This is a genomic window from Robiginitalea aestuariiviva (genome assembly GCF_029537735.1).
In the GTDB taxonomy this organism is placed as follows: domain Bacteria; phylum Bacteroidota; class Bacteroidia; order Flavobacteriales; family Flavobacteriaceae; genus Robiginitalea; species Robiginitalea aestuariiviva.
In genome coordinates this window covers 1307950-1322501 of the sequence record NZ_JARPUQ010000001.1, presented here as the reverse complement: position 1 = coordinate 1322501, position 14552 = coordinate 1307950, and the positions used below count along the sequence as shown (strand labels likewise).

At 56.7% G+C, this 14552-nt stretch carries 10 protein-coding genes; 3 read left to right on the top strand and 7 right to left on the bottom strand.

The window, feature by feature from the left end; translation table 11 throughout:
* Window positions 1-2 precede the first annotated feature (2 nt).
* Entirely contained in the window at window positions 3-731 is a 729-nt protein-coding gene (locus OZ410_RS05840) for an MIP/aquaporin family protein (RefSeq protein ID WP_277706984.1), read from the top strand.
* On the opposite strand, the gene OZ410_RS05835 is transcribed toward OZ410_RS05840, so the two are convergent.
* Both OZ410_RS05835 and OZ410_RS05830 read right to left on the bottom strand, forming a co-directional pair.
* A complete protein-coding gene (locus OZ410_RS05835) occupies window positions 708-2006 on the bottom strand; it encodes an aminoacetone oxidase family FAD-binding enzyme (RefSeq protein WP_277706983.1) in 1299 nt (432 codons plus the stop codon). The two genes, OZ410_RS05840 and OZ410_RS05835, sit on opposite strands and share 24 nt — an antisense overlap.
* Window positions 2003-2746 carry a glycerophosphodiester phosphodiesterase gene (locus OZ410_RS05830; RefSeq protein ID WP_277706982.1) on the bottom strand — a complete coding sequence of 248 codons (744 nt, stop codon included), beginning with the start codon at window positions 2744-2746 and terminating at the stop codon, window positions 2003-2005. The genes OZ410_RS05835 and OZ410_RS05830 overlap by 4 nt, the downstream gene beginning before the upstream one ends.
* 164 nt (window positions 2747-2910) lie before the next feature.
* Here OZ410_RS05830 and OZ410_RS05825 point away from each other — a divergent pair, with 164 nt between their 5' ends.
* Window positions 2911-3321 carry a hypothetical protein gene (locus OZ410_RS05825; RefSeq protein WP_277706981.1) on the top strand — a complete coding sequence of 137 codons (411 nt, stop codon included), beginning with the start codon at window positions 2911-2913 and terminating at the stop codon, window positions 3319-3321.
* Between the two features lie 53 nt (window positions 3322-3374).
* On the opposite strand, the gene OZ410_RS05820 is transcribed toward OZ410_RS05825, so the two are convergent.
* The 5 genes from OZ410_RS05820 to OZ410_RS05800 all read right to left on the bottom strand — a co-directional run bounded on the left by OZ410_RS05820 (window position 3375) and on the right by OZ410_RS05800 (window position 11302).
* Window positions 3375-5273 (bottom strand): alpha-amylase family protein, encoded by a 1899-nt coding sequence (locus OZ410_RS05820; RefSeq protein ID WP_420917747.1) that lies wholly within the window; start codon window positions 5271-5273, stop codon window positions 3375-3377.
* Window positions 5266-7167 (bottom strand): glycoside hydrolase family 13 protein, encoded by a 1902-nt coding sequence (locus OZ410_RS05815; protein ID WP_277706979.1) that lies wholly within the window; start codon window positions 7165-7167, stop codon window positions 5266-5268. The genes OZ410_RS05820 and OZ410_RS05815 overlap by 8 nt, the downstream gene beginning before the upstream one ends.
* Window positions 7157-9466 (bottom strand): glycoside hydrolase family 65 protein, encoded by a 2310-nt coding sequence (locus tag OZ410_RS05810; protein ID WP_277706978.1) that lies wholly within the window; start codon window positions 9464-9466, stop codon window positions 7157-7159. The genes OZ410_RS05815 and OZ410_RS05810 overlap by 11 nt, the downstream gene beginning before the upstream one ends.
* A 19-nt stretch (window positions 9467-9485) precedes the next feature.
* Window positions 9486-10148: a beta-phosphoglucomutase gene (gene pgmB, locus OZ410_RS05805; RefSeq protein WP_277706977.1), complete on the bottom strand. Its 663-nt coding sequence runs from the start codon at window positions 10146-10148 to the stop codon at window positions 9486-9488.
* 92 nt (window positions 10149-10240) lie between these two features.
* Window positions 10241-11302, bottom strand: coding sequence for a LacI family DNA-binding transcriptional regulator (locus OZ410_RS05800; RefSeq protein WP_277706976.1), 1062 nt, complete (start codon window positions 11300-11302; stop codon window positions 10241-10243).
* Window positions 11303-11588: 286 nt separating this feature from the next.
* Between OZ410_RS05800 and OZ410_RS05795 the strand changes: the two genes are divergently transcribed.
* Window positions 11589-14549 (top strand): SusC/RagA family TonB-linked outer membrane protein, encoded by a 2961-nt coding sequence (locus OZ410_RS05795; RefSeq protein WP_277706975.1) that lies wholly within the window; start codon window positions 11589-11591, stop codon window positions 14547-14549.
* Window positions 14550-14552 lie beyond the last annotated feature (3 nt).

Below are 14552 nucleotides of genomic sequence, written 5' to 3'. Positions count from 1 at the left end.
ACATGACGCCATTTGTTGCAGAACTCCTAGGAACCTTCCTGCTGATCCTGATGGGATGCGGGGTAAACGCCAATGTAGTCCTGGAAGGGACCAAAGGGCAGAATAGCGGCTGGATGGTCATCACCACCGGGTGGGCCTTTGCCGTTTTTGTCGGGGTGGTGGTGGCCGGCCCCTACAGCGGGGCCCACATTAACCCGGCCGTGTCCGTGGGCCTAGCCGCAGCGGGAAAATTCCCATGGGCCGAGGTGCCGGCCTATGTCCTGGCCCAGCTTGCAGGTGCCATGCTGGGGGCATTTGGAGTTTGGCTTATGCACCGCGACCATTTTAACCGCACCATAGACCCCGGGATGCAGCTCGGGGTGTTCAGCACCGCGCCGGCCATCCCGAACCGGGCCCTGAATTTCCTTTCCGAATTACTGGGCACTTTTGTACTGGTTTTTACCGTCCTGTATTTTACGGACGCCAGCCTGAGCGAACCCGAAACCACCATTGGCCTGGGGTCCCTGGGCGCCTTGCCGGTAGCCCTGCTGGTCTGGGGGATCGGGCTTTGCCTTGGGGGCACCACGGGATATGCCATTAACCCGGCGCGGGACCTGGGCCCACGGATTATTCACCGCCTGGTTCCCATTCCCGGTAAAGGCCCGAGTCAGTGGGGGTATTCCTGGATTCCCATCCTGGGACCCGTTTCCGGTGCCCTGGTTGCCGCTTTACTCTTTCTGGCCCTCGGATAGGGCAGCGGCCGCTGCAATGCCACGGGCAGCCATAAAGGCCCCGGTCCAGGCATTCTGGAAGTTGAAGCCCCCCGTTACCGCATCCACGTCCAGGATTTCCCCGGCCAGGAAAAGCCCTGGCAGCTTTCGGCTTTGAAAGGTTTTGAAATCCACTTCTTTCAGGGCAACACCCCCGGCCGTTACAAATTCCTCCTTAAAAGTACTCTTTCCCTCCACCCGGAAAATCCCTTCGGAAAGCTGGCTGGAAAGCCGGCGAATGGCAGCTTTGTCCATCGCCTGCCAGGTAGTTTCCCGCTTAATCCCTGCACCGGCCACAAGGCTGGCCCACAGGCGGCCCGCGAGGTCAAAAGGCCGGCTGGCCACCACCGTCCTGGCGGGAGAAGCCCTGCGCACCTCTTCCAAATATTGGGGCAGGCTGCCCGGGTGGTATTCCGGCACCCAATTCACCTGGATGCGGAAGTGATATCCACAGGCGGCCAGCAACCGGGCTGCCCAGGCCGAAAGCTTTAAGACGGCAGGGCCGCTCAGGCCCCAATGGGTAATCAGGGTAGGGCCTTCGGCTGTAAGGCTGCCGGCTCGCTGTGCCTTGCGGAAATTAGCCGCAGCCAGAGGGTCCCCGTTTTCCGGGGGTAAGACCGCAATGGTTGCCGGGCAGGAAAGCCCCTGCAACCCCTGCAGGCGGGGGTCCGGGATGCGGAAGGTGAACAGGGAGGGAACGGGGGGGACAATCGTATGACCCAGTTCCCGGAGCTGCCCCCATATTTTCTTGCTGCTGCCGGCGGTAACCAGCAACCACTGACTATGGAACGGCCCCTTAGCTGTTTCCACCCACCACCCCGTACCCGGGCTATCCGGTCCAAAAGCCTGTACCCCGCACCCGGGGATCAGTTCAATGTTCAGGCGCCGGGCCTCCTTGGTCAGGGTATCGATCACGTCCTGGGACCGGTCCGAAACGGGAAATACCCGCCCGTCGGCTTCCGTTTTAACGGACATCCCAAGTTTTTCAAAAAAAGTGATTACCTCGCGGCTGGCGTGGTTGTGGAAAGGCCCGATCAGCTCGCGGTGGCCCCGTGGGTAATGCCCGGCAAGTACTCTGGGGTCCAATGGCCGGTGGGTCAGGTTGCACCGACCCCCGCCGGAAATGCGCACTTTTTCCAGGAAGGCTTTGCCCTTTTCCAGGATGGCAACCCGCAGCCCGGGGCATTGCCGGGCCGCATGCACGGCCCCGTAAAAGCCGGCTGCCCCCCCTCCAATAACCAACAGATCGTATTTCATCGCATGCGGTCAGGGTAATCCGAAAAGATCCCGTCTACCCCCATGGCCCGGAGGTCGCGAAAAACATCGGGATCGTTTACGGTCCAGACATAAACCTTATACCCGGCTTTATGAAGCCTTGTTACCGCATCCGGGGTTACCGCGCGGGCACTGGGGTTTACCGCTTCCGCATTCAGCTCTGCAGCCACTTCCAGGGCTTCCAGGGGGTCTCCCTCGGTCAGGACCGCAATACGGGCCTCCGGGTCCTGCCGCCTGTAGGCCCGCAATTCGTCCCAGTTAAAACTGGAAATGATAAACTGCTCCGGGGCCCACCCCTGGCGGGAGATGTACTCCCGGGTAATGTCATAGACGGGAGCTGCCGTACCCGGGCCCTTAAGCTCGATGTTCAACGGCACCCGGTGCGCCATGGCATCGAGGACCTGTTGCAGGCTGGGGATGGTATGCCCCCCCTCCAGGGATAGTTGTTGCAACCCTTCATAAGTATATTCCTCCACGGGGCCGCTACCGTTGGTCAGGCGGTCTACCTCGTCGTCGTGGAAGACCACGATTTCCCCGCTGCGAAGGCGAAAAACATCGATTTCGATCATATCCACCCCCAGATCCAGGGCGTGCGCCACAGAAGCTACGGTATTTTCCGTAACGTATCCCTTGGCACCGCGGTGGCCGATGATTATGGTGTTATGTGCAGGCTGACATCCGACCATAACCAAACATACGGCAAACAGGCTTAATGATTTCATAGGCAGACGGTTTATGCGTTTAAAAATACAAAGACCGGCAGGAGCATAAGGTTTGGTGGGTTGCTAAATTTGACTGAAACCGGTCCCGCGCATGGATAGATTTCCTATATTGTATTCACTATTAACCAATTAACTGAACAACCATGTTTTCAAAACAAAATATTTTGGCGACCCTTGCGGGCACTGTAGTGATGTTTATTCTGGGGTACCTCATCTGGGGGATGGCCACGGCGAGCTTCTTTGAAGTACACTCCCTGTCGGACACCATGAAGGACGATTCCGAGATGAGTATGCTGATGATCTTCCTCGGCAACCTAGTCATGGCTTTTGCCATGAGTTCCCTGTACGGAAAGTGGTCCCGAGGGCACCACTCCGCTTCCGAAGGCCTGCAGTTCGGGGCCTGGATCGGGATCTTTATCGGGGTGGGTATGAACCTGCTTTGGTATGGCACCTCCAAACTGATGGACGCTACCGGCCATATGGCCGAAGGGGTCCTGGACATTATCTTCTACGCCATCATAGGAATGGTGATTGCCCTGGTTTACAAGGCTACGGCAGCCAAGGCAGCAGCCTAAAACCTGAGCCTGAAAGAAAGCAAAACGGCCCGGGGGATCCCTCCGGGCCTTTTTTATTGAGGCTTTACCCGAAGGATCAGGGATTCCAGGGGCGCCAGCTCTACCGGGATTACCCCGGTACTGTCTGTTACGGTCAGTTGGTAAGGGCGGGCGCCATACAGGACCTCTTCTACAGCATGCTGCCCCCTTTGCAGACCCCATTGCCCAAGCAGGTCCGCAGGGAGTTTCAGGTCGAAAGCGTAAGCCCGCTCCGTATCAAAATTGGACAGGATCACCAGGTATTCGCCGCCCCCCCAGCGGGCAAAGGCGTAAACCCTATGGTCGTACCCTTCCGTATGCTCTTTATTAAAGTAGTGGATGTCCTGGTAGTGGCCCATCAGGGCTTTACTGCGGATGGTAAAGTTGAGCAGGCGGCGGTAAAAGTCGCGCAGTTCCGCTTCTGAGGTAGTGAGTGCGCCCCCGTCAAAGGCGCCCCCGTTCATCCAGCGCTGGTGGTGGGGCACCCCGATATAATCGAAAATAGAAGTCCGGGACGGTTTTCCGAAGCCGGCATCCTCGGCCCCGGGTTCCCCCACTTCCTGCCCAAAATAGATCATGGTGGGTGAGGTACTCAGGGTGGCCGAGACCACCATGGCCGGTTTCCCGATTTCCGCCCGACCCACAAATTCAGGGGAGGCAATGCGCTGTTCGTCGTGGTTTTCCAGGAAGTGGAGCATATGGTGTTCGATATCCATCAGTCCCTGCTGCACTACCGGGATGTGGTCTGTCCACCCGTAGCCCTTCATGATGTGTTTCAGACTGTCGTAGAGCTCTACCTTGTCGTAGAGGTAGTCCATTTTCCCCCGGTGGATATAATCCCGGTACAACGATGGGTTATAGACTTCCGCAAGCAGCACAGCCGCCGGATTATTGTGTTTGATATGGGAATTCAGGTAGCTCCAGAATTCCACAGGGACCATTTCGGCCATATCAAAGCGGAAACCATCGACCCCCATTTCCATCCAATAATAGGCAATATCGCGGAATTTCTCCCAGCTGGGTGGCACGTCCTTCCCCTGCCAATACGTATAGTGCGCTTCCGTGTCGCGTTGGTCCCAATCCCCGGGCAGGGCCGGGAAATCGGTCTGCCCGTCCGGGCTTACGCCGTAATTGATCTTTACGGTCTCATACCAGTCGTTCATGTTCGGCTGGGGGTTGCGGGAGCCGTTTCCGGTCCACTTGGCCGGGTTTTCCCGGTAGCGGCCGTCGGCCATGGGGTGGGCTTCACCCCCCAGGGGCTGGTATCCGTCCCGCCACTCCGGTACCCGGAACGGCTCGCCGGGGATGTAATAGAAATCGTTGGTAGGGCTGTAAGCCACCGTGGTATCGTCCGAAGCGCCAAACGGCGCTTTGCCCTCGGGGGTGCTGGCCCCCTCATAATTCCGGGCCACATGGTTGGGGACAATATCGATGATCACCTGCATCCCGGCCTCGTGGGTACGCCCCACCAGAGCCTGGAATTCTTCCAGGCGACGGGCCGGGTCGTCGGCCAGGTCCGGGTTCACATTGTAATAGTCTTTTACGGCATAGGGGGAACCGGCCCGGCCTTTTATCACATCCGGGTCGTCCGGGGTAATGCCAAAGGCGGTGTAATCTGCCACCAGTGCATGGTGGGGTACGCCTGTATACCAGATATGGGTAACGCCCAGGTCGCGGATGGCCTCCAGGGCAGCCGGGGTGAAATCCGAAAATTTCCCGACGCCGTTTTCTTCACGCGTCCCCCAGGGCTTATTCAAGGTTTTTGTGTTCCCGAAAAGTCGGGTAAACACCTGGTAAATCACCAGTTTGTGTTCAGTATTCATGGAAGAAATTGTCTCTGGGCCCGGCCGGGTCGTTTCCTTTTCCGCACAGCCTAGCAAAGTCAGGGCAAGCAGGGCCAGGGCCCCAATAGATTTATATTTTGGCTTATTCATCGGCAACCAGAACATAAGCCCCCGGGTGGTCCAGGGTCAGGGTTTCGGACCAGATCCGGCGGGAACCGTCCAGCACCCCGGTCAGGGTAAGGCCTTCCAGCCCGAGTTCCCCGAATCGGGCCAGGGGCACAGATACGGGTTTTTCGTTTTTGTTCAGCAGCAACACCACGGTTTGCCCAGCTGCCTTCCTCGCCAGCACATAGACCCCGTCCTGGGGCGCAAAATGCACCGTGCTCCCGCCTGTGAGAGCCGGGCTGTTTTTACGGAACTGCAATAAGCGCTTCAGGTTCTCCTGCATGTTGCGTGCGCCCGGGGATAGGCCTTTGCCCGTAAAGGCATTGGCCTTGGAGTCCGGCCACCCTCCGGGAAATTCGCTCCGGATAAGGCCGTGATCGCCGGGCTTGGCTGTATTCTGCATCAGGATTTCCGTCCCGTAATAGATCTGCGGAATCCGGGGTGCCGTCAGGATAAAGGCCAGGGCGGCCTCGGTGCGCCAGTCGGATTCCCCGAGTTGGGTATAGAGCCGGTCCATATCGTGGTTGTCCCCAAAAAGCAGGATATCCTGGGGGCGGGTATAGTAAAAATCATTGGCCAACCCCTCGTAAAGGGTGTTCAGCCCGCTATCCCATTGCTCCGGGGCATTCAGGGCATTGACCAGGGTGCGCTGCAAGGGGAAATCCATGGTGGTTCGCAGGTAGGACCGGTACCCGTCCCGGTTGGGGCTGCCATCCTGCCAGTACCCCACCAGCAAGGGGTTATAGCTCCATTCCTCCCCTACAATGTTGAAGTTGGGATACTCCTCCATCAGGGCGCGGGCCCACTCGGCCATAAAAAACTTATTCGGGTAGGGGTAGGTGTCCTGTCGGATCCCGCCCAGGCCCAGGGTTTCCACCCACCAGATACTATTCTGGATCAGGTACCGGGCCATAAAGGGGTTGGACTGGTTCAGGTCTGGCATGCTGGGCACAAACCACCCCTGGTTCATGAGGTCCTTATCCACCCCGGAGGCATAGGGGTCCTGGTTTACCGTTCGCCTGTGGTTGGTCACCGTGTGCGGTTTTCCCTCCTCCCAGGCCCGCTGGTAGTGAATCCAGTCGGGAAAGGGCAGGTCTTCCATCCACCAGTGGTACAGACCGCAATGGTTGGCCACCTGGTCCATAATGAGTTTAATGCCCCTGCGGTTGGCTTCCCGCGCCAGTTCCCGGTAGTCTTCCAGCGTCCCGAAGCGGGGGTCTACCTGGTAGAAATCGGTGATGGCATACCCATGGTAGGATGCCTCCGGCATGTCGTTGGTCAGCAGGGGGCTGGGCCAGAGGGCCGTAAAGCCCATTTCGGCCATATAATCCAGGTGGTTGATCATCCCGCGGATATCGCCCCCATGGCGCCCGTAGTCGTCCTTGCGGTCCAGGCGGGCTTCGCGCATAGCCGGTACCACATCGTTGGAAGGGTCTCCGTTGGCAAAACGGTCCGGGGTTATGAGGTAGATCACATCCGAGGCATCAAAACCGGTGTAAGCCGCTGCGGGTTTCTCCCGGGCCTGCAAGGGGTAGGCCACCTCCAGGGGAGGCGTGCCGCTCCGCTCCAGCGTCAGGAGCAAGGTACCCGGCCGGGCATCTTCCCCAATCTGCAGGTCAATAAACAGGTAATTCGGGCTGGCCCCGGGGTGCCAGGCCTCCATAGTCACCCCGGGGTAATCCAGGGTGGGTGTGGCAGACGCCATTCCCGGGCCGTGCACAAGGAGTTGCAGGGAGTTATCCCGCATCCCCACCCACCAGTTGGGCGGTTCCACGCGCAGCTGTGCCTGCAGGGGTTCGCGTAGGGTCATACTCAGGATCAGAACAGCCGTGAGCAGGGCGGGAAGAACGGACCTCCCCTGCCCCCGCTTACCGGACATTTTCGGTTTTTCCAGGGGTGAGTACCACCCGCTTTTCATTTACCCGTATGGACATTTCCTCCTGCCCTTCCAGTTGGTAGCTGCTGCCCTCCGGGGTTACTGTTACCTTCAGGATGCGGTTGCGGAAGTTGAGTTTAAAGGAATAGGATTTCCACTGGCTCGGGATACGCGGGGCAAAGGAAAGTTTGTCGTTGCGCACCCGCATGCCGCCAAAACCTTCTACAATACTCATCCAGGTACCCGCCATAGAGGTGATGTGAAGCCCTTCGTGCACCTCCTTGTTGTAATCGTCCAAATCCAGGCGGGACGTACGCAGGTAAAAGGCATAGGCCTGTTCCATGCGGTCAAGCCGGGCGGCCTGAATGGCATGGACGCAGGGCGAGAGGGAAGACTCGTGAACGGTAAAGGGCTCGTAAAAGTCAAAATGCTTCTCCAGGGCCTCCAGGCTAAAGTGGTCCTCAAAGAAATAAAAGCCCTGCAAGGTGTCTGCCTGTTTGATATAGGGCGATCGCAGGATGCGGTCCCAGCTCCATTTCTGGTTTAACGGGCGGTGTTTACGTTCCAGGCGATCTACCGTGACCAACTCCTTATCCAGGAAGCCGTCCTGTTGCAGGTAGACCCCATGTTCTTCCGAATACGGGAAATACATGTTACCGGCCACCTTGGCCCAGGCATCCGTTTCCCGGGAGGTAAGTTTGGTTACCCCGATAATGCGATCGTAATCCTCCGGATAACCCTCTTCTACCTTTTCGAGCTGCTCCAGGCAGTACTGGATACACCACCGGGCAATGTAGTTGGTGTACCAGTTGTTGTTTACGTTGTTTTCGTATTCGTTGGGCCCGGTAACCCCCAAAATCACATATTGGCCGCGGTGCTCGGAAAAGGTGGCCCGCTGGTGCCAGAAGCGCGCAATGGCGATCAGGACCTCCAGGCCCATTTCCGGGATATAGGTATAATCCCCGGTATAGCGGTAGTAGTTATAAATCGCAAAGGCAATGGCCCCGTTGCGGTGGATTTCCTCGAAGGTGATCTCCCATTCGTTGTGGCACTCCTCCCCGTTCATGGTCACCATGGGATACAGGGCTGCCCCGCCGGAAAAGCCGAGCTTCATCGCGTTTTCGATGGCCTTATCCAGTTGATTGTACCGGTATTTCAACAGGTTACGGGCTACCCGTTGGTTTTTGGTAGCCATGTAGAAGGGGATGCAGTAGGCCTCTGTATCCCAGTACGTACTGCCGCCGTATTTCTCCCCGGTAAAGCCCTTAGGACCAATGTTCAGGCGGGAATCCCGGCCGGTATAGGTCTGATTCAGGTGCAGGATGTTAAAACGGATCCCCTGCTGGGCCTTTACATCGCCCGCAATGGTGATATCGCTCATCTCCCAGATCCCGGCCCAGGCCTGCCGCTGCTCTTCCAGCAAGGTCTCAAAACCGGCCTGCAGCGCCCCGTCCAGGTTGGCATCTGCCGCCTGCTCCAGGTCCCCGGCGGCGTGATTCATATCTGTAACATAACCTGCATACTTGTACAGGACCAGGGTTTGCCCCTCCGCCACGGGCTGCCGGTACCGGTATCCGGCACGGGTTGGGCCCTCGGTAGCCTCCCCCTGTACATCCAGGGGCTGCCCGTCCAATTCCAGGCGGGAATCCATATAGGTACAGGTCCCGAAATGCGTCTTGAGGGTATGGGCGCAGATGTAGGCCCGGCTGCCTGCCGTACGCACAGAAGTCGTTTTCCAGAACGGGTCGTCCCAGTTGGTGTCCTGGTTGGTGATGCCGCTGTCCAGGTAAGGTTCCATCGCTACTTCGGCCCCGCCGCCTTGCATGCGGATCTCGTAGCGGATGGCCCCCAGTTCGTCCCGTTTCATGGACAGGAAACGGGTTGCGACCACCTCCAGGGTTTTCCCGTTCGCCATCTCAGCGGTAAAGGTGCGCTGGTACCAGCCTTCCTTCATGTTCAGTTCGCGGCGGAAACCCTTTACGGCCTTACAGGTATTCAGGTCCAGGGTTTCCCCATCCACAGTAATTTCGATCCCGATCCAGTTGGGGGCGTTCAGCACCTTGGCGAAATATTCGGGGTATCCGTTCTTCCACCAACCCACTCGGGTTTTATCCGGGTAATATACCCCGCCAATATAGCTGCCCTGAAAGGTTTCGCCTGTATAGGTTTCTTCAAAATTTGCGCGCTGGCCCATAGCCCCGTTCCCGAGGCTGAAAAGGCTTTCGGAAGACTCCACCCGTTCGGGTTCAAACCCTTCTTCAATGATGGACCATTCGTTGGGAACAATATAATCTTGATTCATAATGCGATGGTTTCTTGGGTTAGGCCCTGCCCTGCAGCAGGCCTTCAATAAATTCCAGTTGGATTTCAGTAAAGTTGCGGAATACGCGGTGTGCGTCTGTGAGGACTCCGGGGTCCCCAATGCCCACACTGTACATCCCGGCAGCCCGGGCGGCGGCTATGCCCGCCAGGGCATCTTCAAAGACCACACAAGCTTTCGGTTCTACCTCCAGCCGTTCGGCTGCCAGCAGAAACACCTGGGGGTCCGGTTTGGCCCGGGTGGTTTCGTGTCCGTCCACTACGGCGTGGAAATACCCGGACAAGCCCACCTTTTCCAGGATGGGTTTGGCGTTCTTACTGGCAGAACCCAGTGCCATGGGCACCTTCTGTGCCTGTAGGTAATCCAGTATTTTTGGCACGTCCGGGAGGATTTCAGAAGCATCCATTTTGCGGATGTACTGCAGGTAATCCTCGTTTTTTTCCAGCAGCCAGGCGTCGAACTGCTCCTGGGAAACGGTTACCCCACCCATATCGAGCAGGATTTCAAGGCACCGCTTTCGGCTGACCCCTTTAAAGCGTTCGTTGTCTTCCTCGGTAAAGGAGATGCCCAGTTCGTCCGCCAGGTTTTTCCAGGCCAGGTAATGGTATTTGGCCGTGTCTACAATGACGCCGTCCAGGTCGAAAATAAATCCTTTTTTATCCACAGACAAAAGTTCTTAGCGCACCCGGCCCGCCATTTGCCGCAAAGTCTCAGGCAACAACCGGGCAGAGGTCCGTTGTATGTCAGTATTCGTTTTCAAAGCGATGCTACCTTTTTACGGGTAGTATCCCGTTCCACAATAGTCGATTGTATAACCCGGGTCACCAGCTCAGGTTCCTGTCCCTCTTCGGCTTCCAGCCGGTTGATCAGCAGGTGGGCGGCTTCTTTCCCCATTTGCACAGCGTGTTGGCTAACCGTGCTCAGGGCCGGGCGGGCGTGTCGTGCCAGCACCCCGTCCGAAAAACTCATGACCGAAAATGCCCCCGGCACATCCAGCCCCCGCAACCGCACGGCATTAAGCGCGGTGACGGCATAGATCTCATTCACCGCAAAAATGGCATCGATTTCGGGGTGTTCGTCCAGGGTGCGGTGCACTACAGCCTGCAGCCCTTCTTCTTCGTGGATGTCATCCCCCGGCTCGTCGGTGCGGTGAATCAGTTCCTCCCGCACAGGAATACCTTTTTCCTTCAAGGCATCCATGTAGCCCTCCGTTCGTAACCTGCCAATGGTGATATAATCTTCCGTGGTAATCAGCATGATATTCCGGCACCCCGTTTCCAGCAGGCGCAACACTGCTTCCCGGGAGGCCTGGCGGTCGTCTATGATCACCTTGTCGCAATGGATCTCGTCTGCAGCCCGGTCAAAAAGGACCACAGGGACGCCCTGGTTGATGGTTTCCTTAATGTGGTGGTAATCCCGGAGCCGGAGGGTTTCCTTTGAAAGGGACATAATAAAGCCGTCAATATTGGTGTCGATCAGGAGTTCCATGTTGATGATCTCCTTGGAAAAGGACTCGTTGGAAACCCCGATAATCACGTTATACCCCCGCTCATTGGCCACGCGTTCTATCCCACTGATCACCTTGGCAAAAAAATGATGCACAATTTCGGGAATGATCAGCCCAATACTGTTGGAGCGCTTATTCTTAAGGCTCAGCGCAATACTATTGGGTTTGTAATTGTAATACTGGGCAAAAGCCTGTATGCGTTCGCGTGTTTCCTGGCTGATATTCTTGTCGTCCTTCAGGGCCTTGGAAACCGTGGAAATGGAAACATCGAGTTCCCGCGCGATACGCTTCAAGGTCATCTTGGGCTTCATGGACAGTTGTTCTTTTCAATTTGTAACCCGGCCCCCTGCGTCCGGGCGTTGATTGCCCGGCAAATACCGCACAGGGCAGGCCTTTTGCTGCCGGGGGTAAATCTAGGGCGGAAATTGGCAAATCCTATCGCCTCAACCCTTGAAAACACAAAAGTTATCCACCGGAAAACGTTGTAATTACCCCCTATGTAATAAGGATCACAAATTAACATTTTTTTATAACTACCTTGAAGCTTGCAAAGCTTTCAAAGTACCACAAGGAATCCTAACCAATCCTATTTTCCAAATGAAAAAATGCACACCCCTTGGGCTGCTGTGCCTGCTGCTTTTCCAGACGGGCATATTTGCACAATCCCAGGTGAGCGGCACAGTTACCGCTGCGGATAACGGGGAACCACTGCCGGGCGTATCCATTGTGATCACCGGTACGGTAAAGGGGACCACCACGGATTTTGACGGGCATTATACCATTGAGGCAGGACCGGAAGACCTCCTTCAGTTCTCCTACTTGGGATACCGCACCATCAGCCTCCCGGCGGACCGTTCCCCCCTGGACGTCGTTATGGAACCTGACGCCGCCCAATTGGACGAAGTCGTCATTATCGGATACGGCTCCGTCCGCAAAGAAGACCTTACGGGCACCCTGGACCTGGTCAGTTCCAAAGATTTTGTAAAAGGGCCCGTCGTTTCACCCCAACAACTGATTCAGGGGAAAATTGCCGGGGTTTCCATCGTCTCGGGCGGTGGTGCACCGGGGGAAGGCTCCAACTTCCTGATCCGGGGGATCGGATCGCTTAACCTAAACTCCAACCCGCTATTTGTGGTGGACGGTGTACCGCTTAATGACGGCGGGGTAGGCGGTACGCGCAACCCCCTGAACCTGATCAACCCGAGTGACATCGAGGCGATCAGCGTCCTAAAGGATGCCTCGGCAACTTCCATTTACGGCTCCCGCGCGGCTAACGGGGTGGTGATCATCACCACCAAAAAAGGTCGGACCGGGGAATTCCAGTTTAACTTCCGCACGGCGGCATCCGTCTATGAGCCGGTTCGGTTTGTAGACATCCTTACGCCTTCGGAATTCCGGAATATCGTGGAGACCTACGGGGATCAGGACGACATTTCCCGCCTGGGTGTGGAAAGCACCTCCTGGCAGGACCTTATATATAAGACTGCCTTTGGTTTTAACCATTCCTTCAGTGCCAACGGGGCCATAGGAAAGGTCCCCATGCGAGCCTCCCTGGGCTATACCGATCAAGGCGGAATCCTGAAAAATGACAAGATGGAGCGGGTTACCGGGTCCCTGAACCTGACCCCCCGCCTGCTGGAAGACCAGCTTAAGCTCGAGTTTAATGCGCGGGTGGCACGGACCGAAAACCGCTTTGCGGACCGGGGCGCTATCGGGGCCGCCAATTCCTTCGACCCCACCCAACCCGTGTACGACATCAATTCGCCCTTTTACGCCTACACGGATGCCAGCGGGAACGATATCGGGTACTACACCTACCTGAACGATGCGGGCACCAACCAGATCAACCTGGCCCCCACCAACCCGGTGGCCCTGTTGGAACTGATAAACGACCGGGCCACTGTAGACCGGTTTGTGGGCAGCCTGAAGGCAGATTACCAACTGCCCTGGGTTCCCGGCATGACCCTGACCCTGAACGGGGCCCTGGATTTTTCGGACAGCGAGGGCTTCCGGATTACCCCCAGCAACATCCCCACCTCGGCCAGCGGGTTTGACGGGGCGCGCACGGATTACACCAACCAGGCCACCAACCGGGTTTTTGACGCCTACCTGAATTACAACAAAACCTTCGGCAAACACCGCCTGGATGCCACCGCGGGGTACGCCTACCAGGATTTCGAGTTCGACAACGCTTCGAATTCCTCCGAACGCATCCTCAATACGGATGGCACCCTGAACGAGGACGCCTCCATTGAACAGTCCTTTATCGACAAATCCAAAAACGTCCTGCTCTCTTACTTTGGGCGGGTCAATTACGATTTTGACGGCAAATACCTGTTTACCGCCACCTTAAGGGCGGATGCTTCCTCCAAACTGAACCCGAACGACCGCTGGGGGTACTTTCCCTCTGCGGCCTTTGCCTGGAACCTGCATAACGAGGACTTCCTGGGGGACAACCTCTTCCAGGAGCTTAAGCTTCGTCTGGGCTACGGGGAAGTCGGGAACGTTAACGGCCTGGGCGATTACAACTTCCTGACCCGTTACGTGGTAAGTACCAACACCGCGGAGTACCAGTTCGGCAACGCCTTTTACCGCACTTACCGTCCGGAACCCATCAATGAGAACCTGCGGTGGGAAGTGGGTAAAACCCTGAATGCCGGCCTGGATTTCACCCTGGTCAACAACCGCGTTTCCGGTTCGGTAAATGCCTATATCCGAAAAACGGAAGATCTCATTTCCACTACCGTGGTAGACCCCTTTACCAATTTCGGGAATACCATCAGCGCCAACATTGGCGACATGGAAAACAAAGGTGTTGAACTGGAGTTGAATGTAGTGCCCATACGTACCGAGGATTTCGAATGGAGCCTTAACTACAACGTGGCCCTGAATGAAAACAAAATCACCCGCCTGCCGGATCCCCAGGATGTGGGTGGAATTTCCGGAGGGGTGGGCAATACCATTCAACGGCACCAGGAAGGGGCAGCGCCCTTTTCATTCCTGGTCTATAAACAGATCTACGATACCAACGGCAACCCCATTGAGGGAGCCTATGCGGATCTGAATGGTGACGGGGAGATCAACTCCAGCGACCGATACCTCTATAAGAGTCCTTATGCAGATGTACTCATGGGCCTGAGCGGTAACTTCAGCTACCGGAACTGGGACCTGAGCTTTGTGTCCCGCGCCAGCATTGGCAATTACTCCTACAACAACATTGCCAGTGTCACGGCCCGCACCAACGTTTTCCAGAACGATATCCTGAGGAACATCCACGCGGATTACCTGCGTACCCGCTTTAACCAGTTCACCGAAACCAACCTGCTGAGCGACCATTTCATCGAAAATGCTTCCTTCTTTAGGTTGGATAACGTGACCCTGGGGTACACCTTCCCGGAATTCCTGGGCAGCAACTCCCTGCGGTGTTACCTTACCGGCATGAACCTGTTGGTGGTAACAGATTACCAGGGGCTGGATCCGGAAATCACTGGCGGTATCGACAATAACTTTTATCCCCGGCCAAGGACCATCATCTTTGGGCTGGACCTGAATTTTTAATCT

Coding starts and splice junctions, on each gene's coding strand:
- OZ410_RS05840 (WP_277706984.1), top strand. CDS start 3: ATGACGCCATTTGTTGCAGAACTCCTAGGAACCTTCCTGCTGATCCTG.
- OZ410_RS05835 (WP_277706983.1), bottom strand. CDS start 2,006: ATGAAATACGATCTGTTGGTTATTGGAGGGGGGGCAGCCGGCTTTTAC.
- OZ410_RS05830 (WP_277706982.1), bottom strand. CDS start 2,746: ATGAAATCATTAAGCCTGTTTGCCGTATGTTTGGTTATGGTCGGATGT.
- OZ410_RS05820 (WP_420917747.1), bottom strand. CDS start 5,273: ATGAATAAGCCAAAATATAAATCTATTGGGGCCCTGGCCCTGCTTGCC.
- OZ410_RS05815 (WP_277706979.1), bottom strand. CDS start 7,167: ATGTCCGGTAAGCGGGGGCAGGGGAGGTCCGTTCTTCCCGCCCTGCTC.
- OZ410_RS05810 (WP_277706978.1), bottom strand. CDS start 9,466: ATGAATCAAGATTATATTGTTCCCAACGAATGGTCCATCATTGAAGAA.
- OZ410_RS05800 (WP_277706976.1), bottom strand. CDS start 11,302: ATGAAGCCCAAGATGACCTTGAAGCGTATCGCGCGGGAACTCGATGTT.
- OZ410_RS05795 (WP_277706975.1), top strand. CDS start 11,589: ATGAAAAAATGCACACCCCTTGGGCTGCTGTGCCTGCTGCTTTTCCAG.